19 protein-coding genes and 1 tRNA gene are annotated in these 20,800 nt (G+C 58.7%); 16 read left to right on the forward strand and 4 right to left on the reverse strand.

Translation table 11 applies throughout. The features are described from left to right. Positions 1-2: 2 nt before the first annotated feature. The 11 genes from LOY68_RS10750 (at position 3) to LOY68_RS10800 (ending at position 12,902) form a co-directional block, all read left to right on the forward strand. On the forward strand, positions 3-1,832 hold the full coding sequence (locus tag LOY68_RS10750) for an IucA/IucC family protein (protein WP_265044474.1): 1,830 nt from the start codon (positions 3-5) through the stop codon (positions 1,830-1,832). Beyond that, positions 1,822-2,736 (forward strand): ABC transporter substrate-binding protein, encoded by a 915-nt coding sequence (locus LOY68_RS10755; protein WP_265044475.1) that lies wholly within the window; start codon positions 1,822-1,824, stop codon positions 2,734-2,736. The genes LOY68_RS10750 and LOY68_RS10755 overlap by 11 nt, the downstream gene beginning before the upstream one ends. After that, positions 2,733-3,722, forward strand: coding sequence for a FecCD family ABC transporter permease (locus LOY68_RS10760; protein WP_265044477.1), 990 nt, complete (start codon positions 2,733-2,735; stop codon positions 3,720-3,722). The genes LOY68_RS10755 and LOY68_RS10760 overlap by 4 nt, the downstream gene beginning before the upstream one ends. Beyond that, complete coding sequence (locus LOY68_RS10765; RefSeq protein WP_265044479.1) at positions 3,715-4,746, forward strand: FecCD family ABC transporter permease; 1,032 nt, start codon at positions 3,715-3,717, stop codon at positions 4,744-4,746. Before LOY68_RS10760 ends, LOY68_RS10765 begins: the two co-directional genes overlap by 8 nt. A 12-nt stretch (positions 4,747-4,758) precedes the next feature. Beyond that, positions 4,759-5,550: an ABC transporter ATP-binding protein gene (locus tag LOY68_RS10770; protein ID WP_054615494.1), complete on the forward strand. Its 792-nt coding sequence runs from the start codon at positions 4,759-4,761 to the stop codon at positions 5,548-5,550. Continuing rightward, entirely contained in the window at positions 5,547-6,332 is a 786-nt protein-coding gene (locus LOY68_RS10775) for an IucA/IucC family C-terminal-domain containing protein (RefSeq protein WP_265044482.1), read from the forward strand. Before LOY68_RS10770 ends, LOY68_RS10775 begins: the two co-directional genes overlap by 4 nt. Continuing rightward, positions 6,323-6,955 (forward strand): RraA family protein, encoded by a 633-nt coding sequence (locus tag LOY68_RS10780; protein ID WP_265044484.1) that lies wholly within the window; start codon positions 6,323-6,325, stop codon positions 6,953-6,955. The genes LOY68_RS10775 and LOY68_RS10780 overlap by 10 nt, the downstream gene beginning before the upstream one ends. 372 nt (positions 6,956-7,327) lie before the next feature. After that, complete coding sequence (locus LOY68_RS10785; RefSeq protein WP_054615491.1) at positions 7,328-10,159, forward strand: xanthine dehydrogenase family protein molybdopterin-binding subunit; 2,832 nt, start codon at positions 7,328-7,330, stop codon at positions 10,157-10,159. After that, positions 10,152-10,691 (forward strand): (2Fe-2S)-binding protein, encoded by a 540-nt coding sequence (locus LOY68_RS10790; RefSeq protein ID WP_007982256.1) that lies wholly within the window; start codon positions 10,152-10,154, stop codon positions 10,689-10,691. Before LOY68_RS10785 ends, LOY68_RS10790 begins: the two co-directional genes overlap by 8 nt. A gap of 2 nt (positions 10,692-10,693) precedes the next feature. Further along, on the forward strand, positions 10,694-11,929 hold the full coding sequence (locus tag LOY68_RS10795; protein WP_265044495.1) for a c-type cytochrome: 1,236 nt from the start codon (positions 10,694-10,696) through the stop codon (positions 11,927-11,929). 1 nt (position 11,930) lies between these two features. Continuing rightward, the gene (locus LOY68_RS10800; RefSeq protein ID WP_265044497.1) at positions 11,931-12,902 is read left to right on the forward strand and encodes an XdhC family protein; all 972 of its coding nucleotides are present in this window, start codon (positions 11,931-11,933) and stop codon (positions 12,900-12,902) included. 126 nt (positions 12,903-13,028) lie between these two features. Here LOY68_RS10800 and LOY68_RS10805 read toward each other — a convergent pair whose 3' ends face one another. Further along, entirely contained in the window at positions 13,029-13,931 is a 903-nt protein-coding gene (locus tag LOY68_RS10805) for a LysR family transcriptional regulator (RefSeq protein ID WP_265044499.1), read from the reverse strand. Positions 13,932-14,046: 115 nt separating this feature from the next. Here LOY68_RS10805 and LOY68_RS10810 point away from each other — a divergent pair, with 115 nt between their 5' ends. After that, the gene (locus tag LOY68_RS10810; protein ID WP_163909336.1) at positions 14,047-14,895 is read left to right on the forward strand and encodes an oxidoreductase; all 849 of its coding nucleotides are present in this window, start codon (positions 14,047-14,049) and stop codon (positions 14,893-14,895) included. Positions 14,896-15,091: 196 nt separating this feature from the next. On the opposite strand, the gene LOY68_RS10815 is transcribed toward LOY68_RS10810, so the two are convergent. Beyond that, positions 15,092-16,375, reverse strand: coding sequence for an NAD(P)/FAD-dependent oxidoreductase (locus LOY68_RS10815; protein WP_265044500.1), 1,284 nt, complete (start codon positions 16,373-16,375; stop codon positions 15,092-15,094). A 183-nt stretch (positions 16,376-16,558) separates the two neighbouring features. Between LOY68_RS10815 and LOY68_RS10820 the strand changes: the two genes are divergently transcribed. Beyond that, positions 16,559-16,635, forward strand: a tRNA-Val gene (locus LOY68_RS10820). Between the two features lie 430 nt (positions 16,636-17,065). Next, positions 17,066-18,223 (forward strand): acyltransferase family protein, encoded by a 1,158-nt coding sequence (locus tag LOY68_RS10825; RefSeq protein ID WP_265044501.1) that lies wholly within the window; start codon positions 17,066-17,068, stop codon positions 18,221-18,223. Positions 18,224-18,500: 277 nt separating this feature from the next. Here LOY68_RS10825 and aac(6') read toward each other — a convergent pair whose 3' ends face one another. Further along, positions 18,501-18,950, reverse strand: coding sequence for an aminoglycoside 6'-N-acetyltransferase (aac(6'), locus tag LOY68_RS10830; protein WP_265044503.1), 450 nt, complete (start codon positions 18,948-18,950; stop codon positions 18,501-18,503). Between the two features lie 180 nt (positions 18,951-19,130). Here aac(6') and LOY68_RS10835 point away from each other — a divergent pair, with 180 nt between their 5' ends. Then, positions 19,131-19,376 (forward strand): hypothetical protein, encoded by a 246-nt coding sequence (locus LOY68_RS10835; protein WP_265044505.1) that lies wholly within the window; start codon positions 19,131-19,133, stop codon positions 19,374-19,376. A gap of 725 nt (positions 19,377-20,101) precedes the next feature. Further along, a complete protein-coding gene (locus tag LOY68_RS10840) occupies positions 20,102-20,473 on the forward strand; it encodes a DUF6124 family protein (protein WP_265044507.1) in 372 nt (123 codons plus the stop codon). A gap of 92 nt (positions 20,474-20,565) precedes the next feature. On the opposite strand, the gene LOY68_RS10845 is transcribed toward LOY68_RS10840, so the two are convergent. Next, complete coding sequence (locus LOY68_RS10845; protein ID WP_054053006.1) at positions 20,566-20,784, reverse strand: hypothetical protein; 219 nt, start codon at positions 20,782-20,784, stop codon at positions 20,566-20,568. Positions 20,785-20,800 lie beyond the last annotated feature (16 nt).

Genomic DNA, 20,800 nt, shown 5'->3' on the forward strand with positions numbered 1-20,800 from the left:
CGATGAACTTCACCACAATGGCCGCCGACAGGGTGATGCAGGATCTGGTCGATTGTTTGCTGGCCGAACATTTTTTCGGGACCGAGCCGCTGAACCTGGTGGCGCCCGCCGCCGACCAGCCGTTCAGCGGGTTGAGTGCCGAGCAGCGCATCTGGGAATGGAAGGGTTCAATCTTCGTCGCCCTGCGCCCCGGCATCACTCAGCAATGGGAGAAAGTGCCGGGCACGCCGGTATTGGGTCGCGAGAATGGCCAACTGATCGAGCTGTCTCCTGAAGTCTTCATGACCCAGGTACTGGCCGGGATGACCGACCGTTACCAGGACAATGAAAAGGGCTTTGCGCTGTTCCTCGACGTGCTGCGCACCAGCGTGCGCCAGACCGAGTTGTCCCTGGCCCATCGGGTCAACAGCGAGCGCTTGCTGGAAAAGAGCAACGCCGACTTTTTCCTGACCATGGAGCAGTGGGCTTCGTTGCGTGATCGTCCTTATCACCCGTTGGCCAAAGCCAAGCAGGGTTTGAACGACGCGGAATATCAGCACTATCAAGCAGAATTCGCCCGCCCGGTGGCGCTGAACTGGGTCGCGATCGATCGCACGTTGCTGCAATGCGGCGACGGCGTGACGGACTTGGCGCTGGATAACCCCGCCGAGCACTTGCTGCCATTCGCGCTGCACGCCGGCCTGCAACACGAGATGCAGCAACGGGGCATTTACGAGAGTCATATCGCGCTGCCGGTGCATCCTTGGCAGTTCGACCATGTGCTGGAAACGCAGCTCGGCGACGCCTTCGCCAAGGGTGATTGCCAACGCCTGGACTTCAACGACGGTGATTTCTACGCCACCTCGTCCTTGCGTTCGATGACCCCGTGCTTCAACAGCGCCGATTACCTCAAGTTGCCGATGGCGATCTATTCCCTCGGCGCCTCGCGTTACCTGCCAGCAGTGAAAATGATCAACGGCGGCTTGAGTGAAAAGCTGCTGCGCCAGGCATTGGGCAAGGACGAAACCCTGCAAGAGAAACTGCACCTGTGCGATGAAACCAAGTGGTGGGCGTTCATGCCGCCGGACGCGACGTTGTTCGACGAAGCACCGCGTCACTTGGCCGCCATGGTCCGTGGTTATCCACCGGCGCTGCTGGAAGATCGGGACACCCGACTGGTGCCGATGGCCGCCCTCGGCACGCCGCTGCCCGGCAGCAATCAGCACTTCTTCGATGACTGGATGGCCTACCGTCAACTGCCGGCCAACGCCGCGTCGGTGATGACGTTGTTCCGCGAATTGAGCCACAGCTTCTTCGACATCAACCTGCGGATGTTCCGCATCGGCATGCTCGGCGAGATCCACGGGCAAAACGCGGTACTGGTGTGGAAGGCCGGTCATGCCCAGGGCTTGCTGCTGCGCGATCACGATTCGCTGCGCATCTTCGTGCCATGGCTGGAACGCAACGGCCTCGCCGATCCGGCGTACCGCTTGAAGAAGGGCCACGCCAACACGCTGTATCACGAGCGTCCTGAAGACCTGCTGTTCTGGTTGCAGACCCTCGGCATCCAGGTCAACTTCCGCTCGATCATCGAAACTCTGGCGCTGGTTTACGCGTTGCCGGAGCGCGATTTGTGGAAGGCGATGGGCGAAGTGTTGAACGAGTTGGTTGACACCATCGACTTCGACACCGAAGCTCGGGCGATGATTAAACAGCAACTGTTCGAAGCACCGCACTGGCCACAGAAGTTGCTGCTCACGCCGATGATCGAGCGAGCGGGCGGCCCCGGCAGCATGCCGTTTGGCAAAGGCCAGGTGGTGAACCCGTTCCACCGGTTGCATCGTGAAGACTGACCTTCAACCTCATCCCACCAGGCGTACGCTGTTGCGCCTGTCGTTGGGCGTGCTTGCAGTCAAGTTTTCCATGCCCGCATGGGCGCAGACCGACGCCGCGCCGCTGCGGGTGATCACCTTGTTTCAGGGTGCCTCCGACAGCGCCGTGGCGTTAGGCGTTACGCCGTGCGGCATCGTGGATTCCTGGAGCGAGAAACCCACCTATCACTATCTGCGCTGGGCGCTGGAGGATGTGCCCCACGTCGGGCTGGAGACCCAGCCCAGTCTTGAAGACATCGCGCTGCTCAAACCGGACGTGATCATCGCCTCGCGCTTTCGGCATGAACGCATCGCCCCGTTGCTCAAGCAGATCGCTCCGGTGGTGATGCTGGAGGAAGTGTTCGAGTTCAAAAAGACCCTGGCGCTGATGGGCCTGGCGTTGCATCGCCAGCAACAGGCGGACGAGGTCTTGGCCCATTGGCAACAGCGGGTGGCGCAACTGCGCCTGCAATTGCAGCAGAAGTTTGCCGGACGCTGGCCGCCGACGGTGTCGATTCTGGATGTGCGTGAAGACCATATCCGTAGCTACCTGCCGGCAAGTTTTCCAGGCTCCGTGATCACCGAGTTGGGCTTCGACTGGAGCGAAGCCAGTCGGGCGGCGAGCGGGGTGTCGATCAAACTCACCAGCAAGGAAAGCCTGGCGGTCGTGAATGCCGATATTTTCTTCATCTTCTTGCGCGCGGAGAAAGCGGCAGTTCAGCGAAATTATGAAAGCCTGGTGCAGCATCCGCTGTGGCAGCAAATGCGCGCGCCGCAACAGGGCCAGGTGTGGCGGGTTGATGGCGTGGCGTGGAGTCTGTCGGGTGGCATGCTTGGCGCAAATCTGATGCTCGATGATGTCGCCCGTCTGGTTAAAGCTTCATGAGCAATGCGTTGAAGATGTGGAGTGCGGGCGTTGTGTTGTTGCTGAGCTGCGTGTTGAGCCTGGCGGTCGGCGCGACCTGGATTCCGTTGTCGCAGATTTTCGCAGCATTCGCGCACCCCGATCCATTGAGCGTCAGCCATGTGCTGGTCACCACTACGCGCCTGTCGCGGACCTTGATGGCAATGGCCGTCGGCGCGAGCCTCGCGGTGGCCGGCGCGTTGATGCAAGCGCTGACCCGCAATCCGCTGGCGTCCCCCGGTCTGTTCGGGATCAACGCTGGCGCGACGTTTTTTATCATCCTCGGTTCCTCGTTGTTTTCCCTGGCATCCCCGGACGCCTGGCTGTGGTGCGCGTTTATCGGCGCGGCGGTGGCGGGCAGTCTGGTGTGGCTGATCGGCAACATGGGGCAGGGCAGTCTCAGCCCGTTGCGTATCGTGCTGGCGGGTGCGGCGATGGCGGCGTTGTTTTCCGCGTTCAGCCAGGCATTGCTGGTGGTCAATCAGGATGGACTGGACACGGTGCTGTTCTGGCTCGCCGGTTCGTTGACCGAACGCAGCCTGTCGGTCGCCGCGCCGTTGTTGCTGTGTGGCGTGCTCGGCTTGTTCGGCTCGATGTTGCTGGCGGGGCAGGTCAATGTGCTGAACGCCGGCGAAGAAATTGCCACTGGCCTCGGACAGCGCACGGGTTTGATCCGCTTGTTGATGGCCGTGCTGGTGGTGTGCCTGGCGGGAAGCGCGGTGGCGTTGGCCGGCAGCATCGGGTTTATCGGGTTGCTGGTGCCGCACATGGTGCGCAAGGGTTTGTCGATTGACCATCGCTGGTTGCTGCCGGGGAGTGCGCTGCTCGGTGCGATTGTGTTGCTGCTGGCGGATACCTTGTCGCGGGTGTTGATCCTGCCGCAAGAGGTGCCGGTGGGCGTGATGACCGCACTGTTCGGCGCGCCGTTTTTCATTCTGTTGGCGCGCCGTGGAGGTCGTTATGGATAAGGTCCTGACCTGGCGTCGCAGCGGGTTTTCCCGACGGATCAATGTCGCGACGCTGTGGCGTTTGTTGGCGGCCGTGGTTGTCACGGCATTGATCATGCTCGGCTCGCTGTCCCTGGGCAAAGTCATGCTCTCGCCCTTGGAAGTGCTGCGCATATTGTTCTCGAACCAGGACGCCAGCCTGACGTTTATCGTCGAGCAACTGCGCTTTCCGCGCCTGCTGCTGGCGGCGCTGGTGGGCGCGGCGTTGTCGGTGTCCGGGCTGATCCTGCAAAGCATCATCCGCAACCCGCTGGCCTCACCGGACCTGCTGGGAATTACCAGCGGCGCGAGTGCGGCGGCGGTGTTGTATTTGTCGTTTTTCTCGGTGGCGCTGGGCCAACAGTATCTGCCGCTGGCGGCGATGCTCGGTGCGGGGCTGGCAGCATTGGCGATTTATTTGCTGGCCTGGAAGCAGGGGACTTCACCGCTGCGGCTGGTGTTGATCGGCGTCGGCATCTCCGCGATGTTGACCGCTGCCACCACGTTTATTCTGGTGTTCAGTCCGTTGACCACGACCCTGTCGGCCTACGTCTGGCTGACCGGCAGCGTGTACGGTGCCAGTTGGCCGGAACCGCTGGCGCTGGGCTCGTGGTTGCTGGGCATTTGTCCGCTGCTGGTTTTTCTGGCGCGGCAGGTGATGGTGCAACAACTGGATGACAGCCTCGCCATGGGCATCGGCGTACGCGTGCAGTGGCTGCGCGCCGGTCTGTTGCTGGTCAGCGTGGCGTTGGCCGGTGCGGCGATTGCCTGGGGCGGGGCGATTGCGTTTGTCGGGTTGATTGCGCCGCACATTGCCAAGCGTCTGGTAGCGCCGGGGTTTGGCGGTCAGGCGGTGATGGCGGCGCTGGTCGGCGCGAACCTGGTGGTGCTGGCTGATCTGGCCGGGCGCACGCTGTTTTTGCCGCTGGATCTGCCCGCCGGGATTTTTGTCGCCGTGCTCGGCACACCCTTTTTTCTCTATCTGTTGATTAAACAACGTCATTAAGGAATTCAACGTATGACGTCGATTGCAAGTCGCGGCCTGACCCTGAGTTATCAGCGCCAGGTGATTATTGACGCGCTGGACATGCAACTGCCCCAAGGCAAGATTTCGGTATTGATCGGCAGCAACGGCTGCGGCAAAAGCACCTTGCTCAAATCCTTTGCCCGGCTGCTGAAACCGCAGCAGGGCTCGGTGATTCTCAATGGGGTGGATATCCAGCAAAAATCCACCGCCGCCGTGGCTCGGGAGTTGGCGATATTGCCGCAAACCCCGAGCGCGCCGGAGGGCATCACCGTGCGGCAATTGGTGGCGCTGGGGCGCTATCCGTATCAGAGCTGGATGCAACAGTGGTCGGCGGAAGATGAAGCCATGGTCAACCGCGCGCTGGCGCAAACCAGTCTGTTGGCCCTAGCGGATCGGCCGGTGGATGCGTTATCCGGTGGTCAGCGCCAGCGCGCGTGGATCGCCATGACCCTGGCCCAGGACACTGGCATCGTGCTGCTCGACGAGCCGACCACGTTCCTCGACCTGGCGCACCAGATCGAAGTGCTGGACCTGCTGCGCGATCTCAACCGGCTCGAAAACAAAACCATCATCATGGTGCTGCACGACCTCAACCTCGCATGCCGCTACGCCGACCACATGGTCGCGGTGCACAACCAGACCGCATTCGCCCAGGGCCGGCCCGATGAAGTGCTGACCGAGGCGCTGGTCAAAACCGTGTTCGACCTCAACTGCCGGATCATTCCCGATCCGTTCTTCGGCACGCCGCTGTGCATTCCGTTTGGCCGGGAATTGCCGCAATGAATCTGGCTGGCCATTTCACTGAGTCGGAGTGGGCGGTGTTGTCCGGCGGGCTGCGGCTAAAGGACAGCGCGGAACGTGATTCGCTGCGTTCGTTGATGGCTCGGGATTTGTTGCAAGAGGACGTGTGCGTGCAACTGCTGGACGCGTTGGGCCCGGTGATCGGCTCGCCGACTCGGGCGATTACCGCCTCGTTGCTGGGCAAGCGTTTATCGTTTCTGGCGACCGGCGCGTGTTTGTATGCGATGTCGGTGTACGACAAAGGCTTGCTGATGTCGCTGGACAACACGGTGGTCGAGTATGGCCACGATGACGGGTTGTGGACGTCGTCTATGCCGATTAGCCATTCCTTTCCGCTGACGTATGAAGCGGGCGAACGCGAAGCCTGGCGCGAAACCATCGTTCAAGCGCTGTTCGCCGACTTGCTGAAACCGCTGTGGCAAACCTTCAACCGCATCACCGGTGTTTCCCGGCGTATCCTTTGGGAAAACACTGCGGTGCGCGTGTACTCGCTGTATGAAAAACGCATGGCGAAAATCGAGGACCCCTTAGTACGTGAGCGCTGTGAAGCGGATTTCACCTGGCTGATGACCCAAGCCGAACCCGCGCTGTTCGGCCTCGATTACAACCCGCTGAGCCATTTCCGCCGACCGCCGACGCTGGTGGACGACGGGCAACGCAGTATTCGTTTTCGCCGCACTTGTTGCTTCTACTACCTGGCCACCGAGCCTGCTGAATATTGCTCGACCTGCCCATTGCTGCGTCCGGGGAAAAAATGCCGATGAGTTACCTGATCAATCCCCGCCAGCAAAACCTCAGCCCAGAGTTGATCGCCCAGTACCGGACGATCCCATCGTCCACCATCGGCCATTTCTCCGACCACGGCTTCCTGCGCGGGATCAAGCCGCTGTTCAACGACATTCGCATGGTCGGCAACGTGGTCACGGGCAAAGTCTTCCCGCCGGATGGTAGTGTTTTGCGTGAGGCGCTGTTGCTGAGTCAACCGGGGGATGTGCTGGTGATCGAATGCGTGGGTGATCAAGAGTGCGGCTGCTGGGGCGAATTGCGGACCTTGGCCGGATTGATCAAAGGGTTGGCCGGAGTTGTGGTGTCGGGCGCGGTCACCGATGTCAGCGCGCTACGCCGACATGGCTTGCCGGTGTTTTGTCGCGGCGTCAGTGCGTACACCACGCGTGGTATTGGCGTTCAGGGTGAGGTCAATCAGCCGATTCAGGTTGGCGAGGTGACGGTGCATCCGGGGGATCTGGCCATTGGTGACGATGATGGCGTCTACATCCTCGATGCCGGGCGAGCTGCCGAGCTTCTGCCCGACCTGTTGGCTAAAGAAGAAGCCGACCAACGCCGCCGCACAGAATTCCTCCAGAAACTCGAAGCCCGACGTAGCTAGAGCTGCCCGGCTCACGTAAAACCTGTAGGAGCGAGGCTTGCCCGCGAAGGCGTCGTCGAGATCGCTATCGCGGGCAAGCCTTGCTTCTACAGGTGGTGCCTTTGAGGACGCCTTCGCGGGCAAGCCTCGCTCCCACAGGACCCGCATTCCAGCGATGTATTGCCGCGCAACGCAGCAATATTTTGATTCGTTGGTCAGTTTTTTTGTAACCGGTTGTTTGCCGCAAGCGCAGAAACCTATAAAGTTAACCTTTCGGTCAGCTTTGCACTGTCAAATACAGCCTTTTGCTTCGTCCAAAAGCGCTTCTGCAAGACTCGAGATCCCCAGAACATAACCAGAAGGGCGGACCCATAACCGCCCAGAGGATGATCCATGTCCAACCGTGATATCTCCCGGCGCTCGTTCCTTCAGGGCGGGCTGGTGGCGGGTGTGAGCGTGACGCTCACGCCGCTCAGCTCCCAGGCGCTGGCTGCCTTGATGGAAAACAGCGTGACCGTGCCGTCCGAGCAATGGCTCGGCAACAACGGCAAGGCGCGCTCGCGTAACGATGCCTTGTCCAAGGTCTGCGGCAGCAAAGTCTTTGCCCGCGACATCCGCGCCAAGGACATGCCGGGCTGGCCGCAGCAGCAGGGCCACGCCATGTTGCTGAAAACCACCAAGGCCGACCGCATCTACGCAGGTGTAGACCTGGCATGGCTCGGCGCTGACTTGCAGCCCGACCGCATCGTCACCGCCGCCGACCTCGACAAGGACGGCATTGTCTTCCCGGAAGAGCACGCGCCCGATCCGCTGCTGCCCGAAGGCAAGGTGCCGATGTTCATCGGCCACCCGGTGGCGATCCTGATCTGGAACGACTTCGAGCGCTTCCGCCAGGCCAAGGCCAAACTCAAATTCAATGACAAAGCGATTCGTTACGGTGCTCAGGTGCCGTTCTACGAAGGCGATCCGTATGGCAGCTTTCGCTACGTGCGGGTCGGCGGCGCGACCTCGGCGGACGAAGACGAATTCGCCAGCCTCAAGGATTCGATCCTGTTCCCGATGCTGAAAAACCGTCGTCCGGTGTGGAATTCCCAGCCGGATCTGCACGGCAACCTGACCGAGCGCGGCTTGTTCTACGCCGACCGCATGAAGCAGCAAATCGACTCGCCGCCGGACAACTGGCTGGTGTTCGACGAGCGCTACAAAACCCCGTCGATCGAACCCGCCGCGATGGAGCCGGACAACGGCAACGGCTGGTACGACCCGGCGACCAAAACCCTGCATTTTGTGGTCGCCACCCAGTGCCCGCTGGAAGCCGCCACCGAAACCGCGAAGATGATCGCACCGTCGCGTTTCGGCCTGGCCAACCTGAATATGCACCCTGGCTACACCGTCGGTTATGGCTCAAAAGACCACAACATCTTCGTCTACTACGCCGCATTGGCCGCGTTGTACGGCGCCGGTGTGCCGGTGCGTCTGGCCAACGACCGTTACGAGCAATTCCAGAGCGGCATCAAGCGTCACCCGTTCGACATCCGCTACCAATTGGCCGTGGACAAAAACGATCACAGCTTCAAGATTTTCCGCGCCGAGATGAGCGTCGACGGTGGCGGACGGATCAACTACAGCCCTTCAGTAGCGGCGGTTGGCGCCACGGCGGCGCAGTCGATCTACTACATGCCGCAGAACGATTTGCAGGTCACGGCCTACCATTCCCGCGCTGTTGAAGCTGGCTCGATGCGCGGCTACGGCACCCTGCAAAGCATGGCATCGACCGAGATGATGGTCGATGAAATCGCCGGTCGCCTCGGCATTGACGCCATCGATTTGCGCAAGAAAAACGCCATGCTCTCGGGCATGAAAAATACCCAGGGCGCGGTTCCGGCCGGAGCCTTGCGCCTGCACGAAATTCTCGACAAGGCCTCGGCCCACGAAGTCTGGAAAAGTCGCGACCTGATCAAGCTGCAGCGCGAAGCCGCCGACCCGGATCACTGGTACGGCGTCGGTTTCGCCATCTGCCAGAAAGACTTCGGCACCGGTTCCGAAGCGCCGATGGCCAGCATCGAATTCACCGCCGAAGGCCACGTGACCCTGCGCCACATCGGCATCGAAATCGGCACCGGCATGTCCACGTCCCAAGCCTTGGTAGTAGCGGATTTCATCGGCATCCCGGCCACCGAAGTGAAGACCGGCGAAACCGAATGGAAAGAGTTGCAACTGATCACCGGCGGCAACCCGTACATCATGAGCCAGGCCGAACAGGACGGTTTCCTGCGCAACCCGCGCTGGGTCGGCAAAATCGCTTCGGCCTCGTCGGCGACGAACTCCGCGTACTACTTCAGCCACGCCACCCGCGAAGCGTCCCGCGTGCTGTTCAACCACGGCTTGTGGCCGGCGGCGTTGCAGATCTGGGGCCAAGGCCCTTACGGCGGCCAGGCCAACCCGTATGTGGTACGTCGCGAAGATGCGCATTGGGTCGACGGCAAACTCACCGCCAACGGCATGCAGCCGCTGAGCTTTGAGCAACTGGCGAAACACGCCCACGAAAAAGGCCTGGTGACCGGCGCAACCGTGCACGGTTTCAACCGCTGGAGCTGGGCCGAGGCCGAGTTCAGCATCGACGGCGTACGCGAGCGTCTGCCTCTCGACGGCTTGGCGGTGAAGTACGGCGACGGTGCCCCGAACGCGAAGAAAGCGCAGATGACCAGCGCCGGTTTCCACTTGCTGGATCGCCAGAACGTGCACTACCCGGACACCCAGTTGAACAACGCGGCGGTGACGTACTACAGCCCGGTCGCGACGCTGGTGGAATTGAAAGTGAACAAGGGCTCCGCTGAAGTGCAAGTGCTCAACCATCACTCGTGGGTCGAGTGCGGTCGCGTACTGGTGGAAGAACTGGTCAAGGGCCAGCTCGAAGGCGGGATCGCCATGGGCATCGGCCATGCGCTGCTCGAAGAGATGCCGTTGTATGAAGGCGGGCCGGGGGAGGGTGACTGGAACTTCAACCGTTACCGCTTGCCGATGGCCCGGCACGTTGCCGTCTGGAACCAGACCGCCGAGATCCTGCCGCCGCTGTCGCCGAGCGATCCGTCCAAGGGCATTGCCGAAGTGGTGATGATCCCGGTGGTCGGCGCCATCGGTAACGCCGTGGCGCACGCCATCGGCAAACGGGTCCGCGACCTGCCTATCACTTCCGCACGCATCAAGGAGGCCCTCAATGGCTAACCGTCCGCTTCAACTGACCCTCAACGGTCAATCCGTCGGCCCGGTGGACATCCCTGATGACCTGCCGATGATCGATTACCTGCACGAATACAAAAACCTCACCGGCTCGCGCCTCGGCTGCGGGCAGGGCATTTGTCACGCCTGTGTGGTGATCGTCGATAACCCGGACGGCACCAGTGAAGAAGTGCGCACCTGCATCACCGGCGCGCATTACTTCGAAGGCAAGAAAGTGCGGACCATCGAAGGCCATGCGACCCGCGATGAGCAGGGCAAGGTCACTGAGCTGAACCCGATCCAGCAACGTTTCGTCGATGAATTCGCCTTCCAGTGCAGCTATTGCGCACCGGGTTTCGTCAACGCCGCGACGGTGCTGGTTGAAAAACTCCAGCGTCAGCCCATCGTGAAAAGCCAGTTGGAAAAAGTCATCGAAGACAGCCTCGGCCATCACATCTGCCGCTGCACCGGCTATGTGCGGTACTACAGCGCGACGCGCAACGTGCTGACCGATCTCGGCCTGGTCAAGGAGGGTTAAGCATGAAGCAACTACTTTCCCGCCTAGCGTTGGCGGCCGGCCTGGCTGCGCCGGTGTTGCTGGCACATGCAGATGATCAGGTGAAGCGCGGCGAATACCTCGCTCGCGCAGCTGACTGCATGGCGTGCCACACCGCACCGGGCGGCGCGCCGTATGCGGGTGGTCTGCCGATCGTCTCGCCGTTCGGTACGATCTACGGCACCAACATCACCCCGAGCAAAGAGCATGGCATCGGTCGGTATACCGATGACGAATTCTTCGCCGCGCTCACCGAAGGCAAACGCCGGGATGGCGCGAACCTGTACCCGGCGATGCCGTACACCTCGTATCACCTGATGCCGCGCGAAGATTCGGATGCGATTCACGCCTACCTGAAAACCGTCGAGCCGATTGAGCGCGCAGCACCAGTCACCAGCCTGAGCTTTCCGTTCAACGTGCGCCTGGGTTTGATGGGCTGGAACATGCTCTACGGCAAGGACGTGAAACTCGCGCCCACCGAGGGCAAAAGCGAAGCCTTCAAGCGCGGCGAATACATGGTCGAAGTGCTTGGTCACTGCGGCGAATGCCACACCCCGCGCGGTTTGCCCGGTGCGATGCAGATGGACAAACGCCTGACTGGCGGTTTGCTCAACGGCTACCTGGCGCCAAGCCTGTTGGCCACTGATCTGGCCGCGCGCGGCTGGAATCAACAGGATCTGAGCACGTTCCTCAAGCACGGCATGAGCGCCCAGGGCACGATGTTCAACGAGATGTTCCCGGTGTTCCACAACAGCACCCAAGGCCTCAGCGACCCTGACCTGGCGGCAATGGCGACGTACCTGCTGGGCGATCCAGCGCCTGCGGCCAAAGTGCTGACCGAAGTCCCGTTGGACAAGATGAGCCCAAGTGCCCAGCGCGGTCGTCAGGATTACCTGAACGTGTGTGCCGGTTGCCACGCGCCGAACGGTGAGGGCAAGCCGCACATCGCGGTGGCCATGCGCGGCAACACCACGTTGCGCCTGGAAGATCCGCGCAACCTGTTGCGAGTGATCGAGGACGGCATCGGCGAACAGAAATTCGCCGGGTTCGAACGCATGCAGCCGATGCCGGGCTTCGCCGAAAAACTCAATCATGAGCAACTGACCGATCTGCTGAACTACCTGCGTCAGGGTTGGGGCGGCCAGTCGAGTGAGCTGGCGGTCAGCGATGTGCAGAAGCTGCAAGCGGACGCACCACCGGCCGAGCACAAGGCGCACTGACATGCAGCATCTCGATCTGCAAGTGGTGCGCCGGTCACTGGAATGGTCGGTAGCCGGTCAGCGTGTGTGGTTGTGCACGGTGCTCGCCACCTACGGCTCGGCGCCACGTGCGCCGGGCTCGCTGCTGGCGGTAAACGCGGATGGGCAGTGGATCGGTTCGCTGTCCGGTGGCTGCGTTGAGGAGGATTTCCTTGAGCGCGTCGCCGAAGGTTTGTTCGAGCAAGCCGTCAGCGTCGTGCGATACGGCGAAGGCGACGACCCGCGTTCGCGAGTGAGCCTGCCGTGTGGCGGCGTGCTCGATCTGCTGGTGGAGAAGCTTGAACCGGATTGCGAGGTTCAGGCGCATTTGCGGGAACTGGAATCGGCGTTGCTGGGGCAGCGTCGGTTGATCCGCGAGGTCGATCTGGCCAGCGGCGCGCGCAGTGTGTTCGCGGACAGCGAGCAAGGTGTGCGCATCGAACGCGAGATCGACCGGGTGCGCGTGCGGATCGGCGCGGCTCAGCGCTTATTGCTGGCGGGGTATTCCAGCGTGGCCCAGGCGTGTGCGGAATTTGCCGTGGGTTTGGGCTTCGAGGTGATCCTTTGTGATCCTCGCGATGAAGTGCTGGAAGGCGTGGTGCTGCAGGGCGTCGAGATTCGGCGTCAGTTGCCGTCGGTGTTTATCGCTGATGGCGGCTGTCACAGCGATACGGCGGTGGTGGCGCTGACTCACGACCCGCGAATTGATGATTTGGCGATGATGGAAGCCGTGCGCACCGAGGCGTTTTATATCGGTGTGATGGGGTCGATGCAAACGTCGCAGAAGCGCTTTGAGCGGTTGCGCAGAATTGGTGGGTTGGGGGATGTGGAGTTGGCGCGGATTCATGCGCCGATTGGTCTGAACCTCGGTAGCAAGACACCGGCGGAAATTGCTTTGGCCGTTCTGGCCGATATCCTGCGAATCCGCAGCGGCATCCCCCGTCATCGGCTCTAACCCCATTTCCCCCTGTGGGAGCGGGCTTGCTCGCGAAAGCGGTGTGTCATTCAGCATTGATGTCGACTGACACGGCCTCTTCGCGAGCAAGCCCGCTCCCACAGGGGGATTTGCGGTTGTCGATGGTTAATTGTTCGCAACCTCACCCTTCAAGAAATCAATAAACGCCCGCAGCTTTTTTGGCGTGTTATTGCGTTCAAAGTAATACAGATAGAGCGTGCCAGCCGGTACCCAGTCGTCCAGCACAGACACCAACTCCCCGCTGGCCAAGTAGTCCATCACAATCGGTGCATGGAACAAGTACGCAAAGCCAAACCCGTCCAGCGCTGCCCGTAGCAGCAATTCACTGTCGTTGGTCGCCAGGCGTCCCTTGACCGCAATCCGGGTGTGCTTGCCGTTCTTCTCGAAATCCCAGCGGGGCAGGGAGCCTGTCGTGGCGCTGCGATAATTCACGCATTCGTGCTGCAACAAATCCTGCGGCTGCTGTGGAATCGTCCGACCTGCCAGGTACTCGGGCGAGGCCACCACCACGAAGCGCATGTCCGTCAGAATTGGCACTACTACCATGTCTTCCTCCAGCACATCGTCATAACGAATGCCGGCGTCGTAGCCCTTGGTGACAATGTCGATCAGGCTGTTGTCCACCGCGACTTCCAGATTGATCCCCGGATGCGTCAACAGAAACTTCTGTAACAGCGGTTGCAGGATCAGCCGACTGGCGCTGGTGGGCACGCTCAAACGCAGCGTTCCCGCCACCTCATCACCTGCAGCCGACGCACTGCGCAATGCCAACCCCAGGTCCTCCATCAACGGCGCGATCTTGCTGATCAACTGTTCGCCCGCTTCCGTGATGTTGACGCTGCGGGTGGTCCGGTTCAGCAAACGCAGCCCCAACTGTTTCTCCAATTCGCGCACGGCATGGCTGACCGTGGACACCGACAACCCCGTGGCATCGGCCGCGTTGGTGAAGCTTTTAGCGTGGGCCACCTGCATAAACAGACGCAGCTGCTGAAAATCCGGATCTTTCATTGTGTGGTTTTTCCGAAAAGGTCTTGCAGATTATGGCTCTTTTTCGCAAAGCCAGGCGTGTCCATACTCAGGACATCGCTCGCACTCGCGGGCAGTTACCTGGAGGAAGATCCGCATGACTGCATCGACTACAAAACCGGTCTGGTTCATCACCGGCTGCTCAACAGGTTTCGGCCGCCAATTGGCCTTGCACACCCTCAGCCTCGGCTACCCGACCGTGGTCACCGCGCGTAACCCGGCGCAGGTCGAAGACATCGTCAAAGGTCACGAAGATATCGCGCTGGTCCTGAAACTGGACGTCACCGATCCGGCACAGATCGATGCTGCCGTGGAAGCCGCTCAAGCGCGTTTCGGCCGTATCGATGTGCTGGTGAATAACGCAGGGATTGGCTACTTCGGTTCGTTCGAAGAAAGCGATCTGGAGCAAGTGCGCAACATGATGGAAATCAACGTCTGGGGCCTCGTACAGATGACCCGCGCCGTGTTGCCCGGCATGCGCCAGCAGCGTAGCGGCTCGGTGGTGAACATCTCGTCCGTCGGCGGCATCGTCGCGTTCCCGGCAGTCAGTTTCTACCACGCCACCAAGTTCGCCGTGGAAGGTATTTCCGAGTCCCTGTCCCAGGAAGTCGGGCCGCTGGGCATCAAGGTGCTGATCGTCGAACCCAGCGGATTCCGCACCGATTGGGCAGGGCGCTCGGCTAACGAGGCGAACCGGACCATCAGCGATTACGATGAAACGGCGGGCAAACGCATGGACATGATCCGTGGCTACAACGGCAAACAACCGGGCGACCCGGTGCGTGCGGCGGTGGCGATCGTTGATGCGGTCGAGGCCGAAAATCCACCGTTGCGTCTGCTATTGGGCAAAGCAGCGCTGGCCGGTGGCCGAGGCAAGATCGAAGCGCTGCGCAAGGATTTCGAAGGCTGGGCGAGCGTCAGCGAAGGCGCAGACTTCCCCGATTAACAGGCACAACACAAAACCTGTGGGAGCGAGCCTGCTCGCGAAGAGGCCGTGTCAGACACCGTCACCGTCGCCTGACACCCAACCCCCTGTAGGAGCGAAGCTTGCTCGCGAAGGCGGCGTATCAGGCAATATTAATGTCGACTGACACGGCCTCTTCGCGAGCAAGCTCAGCTCCTACAGGCTGTTGCGGTATTGCTTAGTACCCAAACTTATCCCGCAACCCGTAATACCAGGCCCCCAACGCCGCAAACGGCGTGCGCAACAACTGCCCACCCGGAAACGGGTAATGCGGCAAATCCGCGAACGCATCAAACCGCTCTGCCTGCCCACGCAACGCCTCGGCCAACACCTTGCCCGCCAAATGCGTATACGTCACACCATGCCCGCTGCAACCCTGGGAATAATAAATGTTATCCCCCAGCCGCCCGACCTGCGGAAGACGCGACAACGTCAGCAGGAAATTTCCGGTCCAGGCGTAATCAATCTTCACGTCCTTCAACTGCGGAAACGCCTTGAGCATCTTCGGCCGAATAATCGCCTCGATGTTCGCCGGATCCCGCGCGCCATAGACCACGCCACCGCCGAAGACCAAACGCTTATCCCCGGTCAAACGGTAGTAATCAAGCAGGTAATTACAGTCCTCGACACAGTAATCCTGCGGCAACAACGCCTTGGCCAACGCATCGCCCAGCGGCTCAGTGGTAATCACCTGAGTCCCGCACGGCATCGACTTCGCCGCCAGCTCCGGCACCAGATTGCCGAGGTAAGCGTTGCCCGCAACAATGATGAACTTGGCCCGAACCTTACCTTGCGGCGTATGCACCACCGGATTCGCCCCGCGCTCGATGCGCACCGCCGGCGACTGTTCATAAATAGTGCCGCCCAACGACTCCACGGCCGCCGCTTCACCGAGCGCCAGGTTCAACGGATGAATATGCCCGCCACTCATGTCGAGCATGCCGCCGACGTATTGATCGCACGCCACCACTTCGCGGATGCGCTTCTGATCCAGCAACTCAAGCTGCGTATGCCCGAAGCGCTCCCAAAGCCGCTTCTGCGATTCCAGATGCCCCATCTGCTTGGCCGTGATGGCCGCGAACACACCGCCGTCCTTCAAGTCGCACTGGATATTATATTTGGCGACCCGCTCACGAATGATCCGCCCACCCTCGAACGCCATCTGCCCCAGCAACTGCGCCTGCTTGGGCCCGACACTGCGCTCGATCACATCAATGTCACGGCTATAACTGTTAACGATCTGGCCACCGTTACGCCCCGACGCCCCAAATCCAACCTTGGCCGCCTCAAGCACCGTTACCTTAAAACCGTTCTCCAGCAAAAACAGGGCAGAGGACAGACCGGTGTAACCGGCGCCGATCACACAGACATCAGTCTCTACGTCATCCTGCAAAACCGGACGCGGCGGGACCGCATTCGCCGATGCAGCGTAATAGGACTCTGGGTAGGGGGTGTTCGCCATCCTGCAGCCTCTGTTTAATATATTTTACGAGTCCGCCGATCCTACCCGAGTTAAAAAACCACCGCCAGCCACCGGAAAATCTTCGTCGCAGCACCGAAATTAAATATTTTGCATATTCATAGGGTTAGCTCGAAAAAAGGTGTTGACACCCCTCCGGAATTCCGTAGAATGCCGCCTCACAGCAGGCACGTAGCTCAGTTGGTTAGAGCACCACCTTGACATGGTGGGGGTCGTTGGTTCGAGTCCAATCGCGCCTACCAAACAAAATCCGCTCTGCTGGGCGGTCTAGAAGGGCTCACCGAAAGGTGGGCCCTTTTTTGTTGCCTGTGTGCCTCCTGATAGTGTCGGGTAATTTGGCCAACCATCAGGTGCCCGGGTTCCTTCTTATATTTCGCCACCTTGAATCCGATTTCATCGAGCGAGCTTTGGGCTTAGTTTCGAGTGGGCAGCCATTCTTCTTAAAATCGCTCCAGCAGCGCCAATAACGATCTATACCCTTAACGACTGGTACAAGGCCGTCTAGCCATATGCCGCTTGAAGGATGGGTATTTATTTTTTTTTTCGCTACCTGTAAAGCGACGGAGCAGATATTATTCGCTCGTTTTTCGCATGGAAGCATGTGAGCACTAAGCTCAGTGCATTATATTGGATGGGGGTTCTGTTGAGCCTCTGAATAAAACGAGAATAAAAATGGTTTCTGCCAGTAGCGCCTCAATAGAGACTTTAAAGCCTCTTACGAGTTTGCGATTCTTTGCTGCATTCATGATTGTAGTTTTGCATTCGTTAATGTTCTGGTCTTGGTTTTCCGGTGCTCCACAAACATTAACCCATGGTGTAAGTTTCTTTTTTGTTCTTTCAGGATTCATTCTTACGCACGTGTATACGTCAAAACAGATAACTAGTTATTTTGGTTTTATCCGTGATCGCCTTTCGAGGCTTTGGCCTGTTCACCTGTTTGCCCTTTGTTTTTTGGTGTTGTTTGTTCGGTATGATTACGTCTCGTTTAACGGAGAGGGTTTTTTTGACAGGTCTGTTCAGTTAGCCCTCAACTTAACTTTGATGCAATCTATATTTCCATTTGAAAAAATATTGTTCTCTTGGAATTCAGTGTCATGGAGTATTTCTACTGAGCTTTTTTTCTACCTTGCATTTCCATTTCTGGTTATCGGGATCAAGAAAAATTGGTCGGTAAAACTATTGGTCTCAGCCATGGCTTCAGTTTTTTATGTGTTTGTCATGATGAAGTTTGCAGAAACTTCAATGGGGAAAGACGCCGGGGTTGTTATTACCTATGCAGCGTATGCCAATCCGATTTTTCGTGGGTTTGAGTTTTGCTTGGGTATGTCTCTATGGGTAGTTTGGGATAAGTACATTCGACACTACAATGCTTCATTCGCCTTTTGGAGCTTGGTTGAGTCTGCCGCTCTGATTTTTACGGTATGGTGGATTTTCTATGGGGCACAACTTTTAATTGGGTCCACATCGTCTTTTGTACTAGTGAATGTCATTACAAACAACATGGGTTCGTGCTGGGTGTTCGCGATTTTAATAGCCGTCGTCGCATCGGGCAGGGGGGTGGTTGGCCTGATCCTGAGCAACCGCGTGCTGGTCTATCTCGGTGAAATCAGTTTCTCGATATACATGCTGCATCTCGTCCTTATGAAAATCTTTGCGTTTTCGTTCGTTCCAGAACTCCCGGTAACCCCGCTGATGTATTTCTCGGCGCTTCTGTTCCTGGCATCCTGCAGCTATTTCATGATTGAGAAGCCCGCCAAGCGCCTGCTGAAGTCCCGGTCAAAATCTCGCAGCGAAGGGAAGACCTCGACAGAGGCTCAGCTTGTCGGCTGATCTCAAAGGCCCTCTTGCCGAGGGCCAGTGCTCCGCAAAAAGTACATTGGTTAGTATGTCGGTTTTGTAGGGCTCTATTTGACCGGTTAACATTGGGTTTTCTGGGCAAATTGGATTCCTGTGGGGGACTCAACCACTTGGGGTGGGACGGAACTGCTTTTCTACGCTTACAGAAAAAAGTAAACTGTAGAAAAGTGGCGGATCATTTTTTTCATTGGTCCAACCGGTAAATTAACCTGTCACTTTTTTGTTATGAATGCTGGTCATACACGCAGTTTTACTTCGCCTTGCCCAAAGGCTTCAAAAAGTAAACCACCCGTTCGGTCTCTGCGAAGCCCAGGGCCTTATGCATGGCGTGGCTACCCTGGTTATCCAGCAGTGCATCCGAAGCCAGTTCGGTGCAGCCCATTTCTTCGGCCCACTGTCGAATGCGCGCCACGAGTTGCCGCGCTATGCCTTCGCCCCGACTGGCAGGCTGGACGTATAGACCTTCGAGAAAGGCCACGGGCGAGGAGTTGGTACCGTTAACGTAGTCCGTTCGGATTGACGCTTCCGCAAACCCTAGCGCATTGCCTTCTTCATTAACGAAGATCAATACCAGATAGCGCTCTGGCGTGCTCAGTAGGGTTTGTTTGTCATGGTCATTGTCCGGGGCGGAATCAGGCCACAGGGCGATACGCAGGGGCAGCCAACCTTTATGGTCGAGCAAAGTGCAGCGTTTGATCATTGAGGGAACACTCGAAGGGAGTTGCTGCCGAGGAGCATAGGTCATCTCGGCCAGGTTTTTAAAGTCAGCTTGTAGTGTCAAGGGTAGTGGGGCGATTGAGTGCAGCCGAATCCTTCTGGAAGGGGTGCGGTTGTCTTTTCTGGAGTAAGCTTCCCACCTTTCAGCAAAAGGAGTTGAGTGATGTTTGCACGAATCATTGTGGGCGTTCTGATTGGTCTTGCCGCAGGTCTGTTTCTGCATGGGAAATTTTCTCTGGAAGAAAAGACGCTGAAAATCATCCAAGTGTTTGTTGGCATCGTGGCGATAGGTTTCATCGCCTCATCGTTCATGTTTGGCGCGGTGTATGGGGTGCTGGCCGTCGCTGGGATTGCGGGGGGGTATTTCGCCTATACCAAGCTGTTCCAGGGGCAGGCGAGCAAGTCATAAGTTGATCCCGCGCTCCGAGGTATCTAGCGCGCAAGGGCATCGCAGTCACTGACGAACTCGGCATTGGTGACTAACTTCTTGCGATGCCGTCTCTGCAGTTCTGCGTATAAAAGTAATAAGGAAATTACGTGCTACGGAAGCTTGTTTTGATAGTGGCTATTTTGCAGTTGAGCGGTTGCGCCTGGCTTGGCGCAGTGACGAACCCCTACCACTCATACGACTGCTATAGCGGGTTAGACGTTGAGTACCAGCTCGCGCAGTTTATTGGTCCGTTTGCGCTGATCGATCTGCCATTCACCTTCGTGGCGGATACGGCGTCGTTACCTTTTTGCTGGCTCTGACCGAAGGTTTACGGGTTTTTTTGGTGGGTGTTTAACTGGATAGGGCAGGACGTTTAAAGACACCCAGTGTTACGTCCTAAAGGCTACAAGCGCTTGCGCCTTTACCTACGCGTACGCCAGAATCCGCCGGCTTGTGCCTCTTGCGCCTGGGCTCTATCGTTTGCCTGCCACTGCCCATCAGTGGTCGGGTTTAGTCGCCTGTCGTTGCTAAGTCGCATAAGTGCCAATCAGTCAGGGGTTTCATCCTGCACTTGATGGTAGCTGTGCGCAGGGCACTCTCGAGTGCGCCGATTTCTTAGCTCGTCGGTCGACTAACCTGTGCACAGCTGCCTCCCTTTCGTTTAGTCGCGAAGTGGATGCAGCCTTATTAGAGCGAACTAAGACATGTTCAAAGTAACGCCCAATCCCCCGCACACCAATCCAGTACCCTACGACGCTTCCCTTGATCTTGACCCCAAGAAACTAAAAGAGGCAGCCGACCGCGCACTCAATTTCTACCTGAACCCCGGGGCGATGAAAACGCAGATACCGCCCCGCAGCCCCAGCAACGACACCTTCATCATCAACCCAGCGGCGAATGACGAAACATTGCTCGTCCAGGCCTGCGAATCGTTGGGGTCTGCCACCGAAATGGTGAGTGAGATCGCCAGCACCATGGACGGCCCACAGCGCAAGAGAATGCTGGTGTTGCAGCAGGTAATCAGGTTGGGTGAGTTAGCGGTGAATCGGGTATTGGATAACCACAAGCCTGGGTAGTCGCCAGGCACTGTAACGAGGGGATTGCCCCCTCGTTACACTTGTTGCATGAAGCACTTTCGGACCTGTGCGGTAGGTCCAGCCAACAAGTGTCAGCCTTGTTTGGCGTTCAACTTTTTCAGTTCTTCATAAGTCGCCGACTGCACAAACCAGAAGCCGGAGATGATGCACCAGGTCAGGGTGCCGGTAATGAAAACGCCTGCGCCGGACCAGAAGCCCTGAACGAAGATCATGACCACTGCGGCGATCCAGATAACGGCCAGCGCGACATACAGAACTACGTTGTTTACGCCAATTACGAACTCTTTCACGTCTATTCCCTTTTGA

The sequence above is a fragment of the Pseudomonas sp. B21-053 genome, assembly GCF_026016365.1.
Lineage (GTDB): Bacteria > Pseudomonadota > Gammaproteobacteria > Pseudomonadales > Pseudomonadaceae > Aquipseudomonas > Aquipseudomonas nunensis.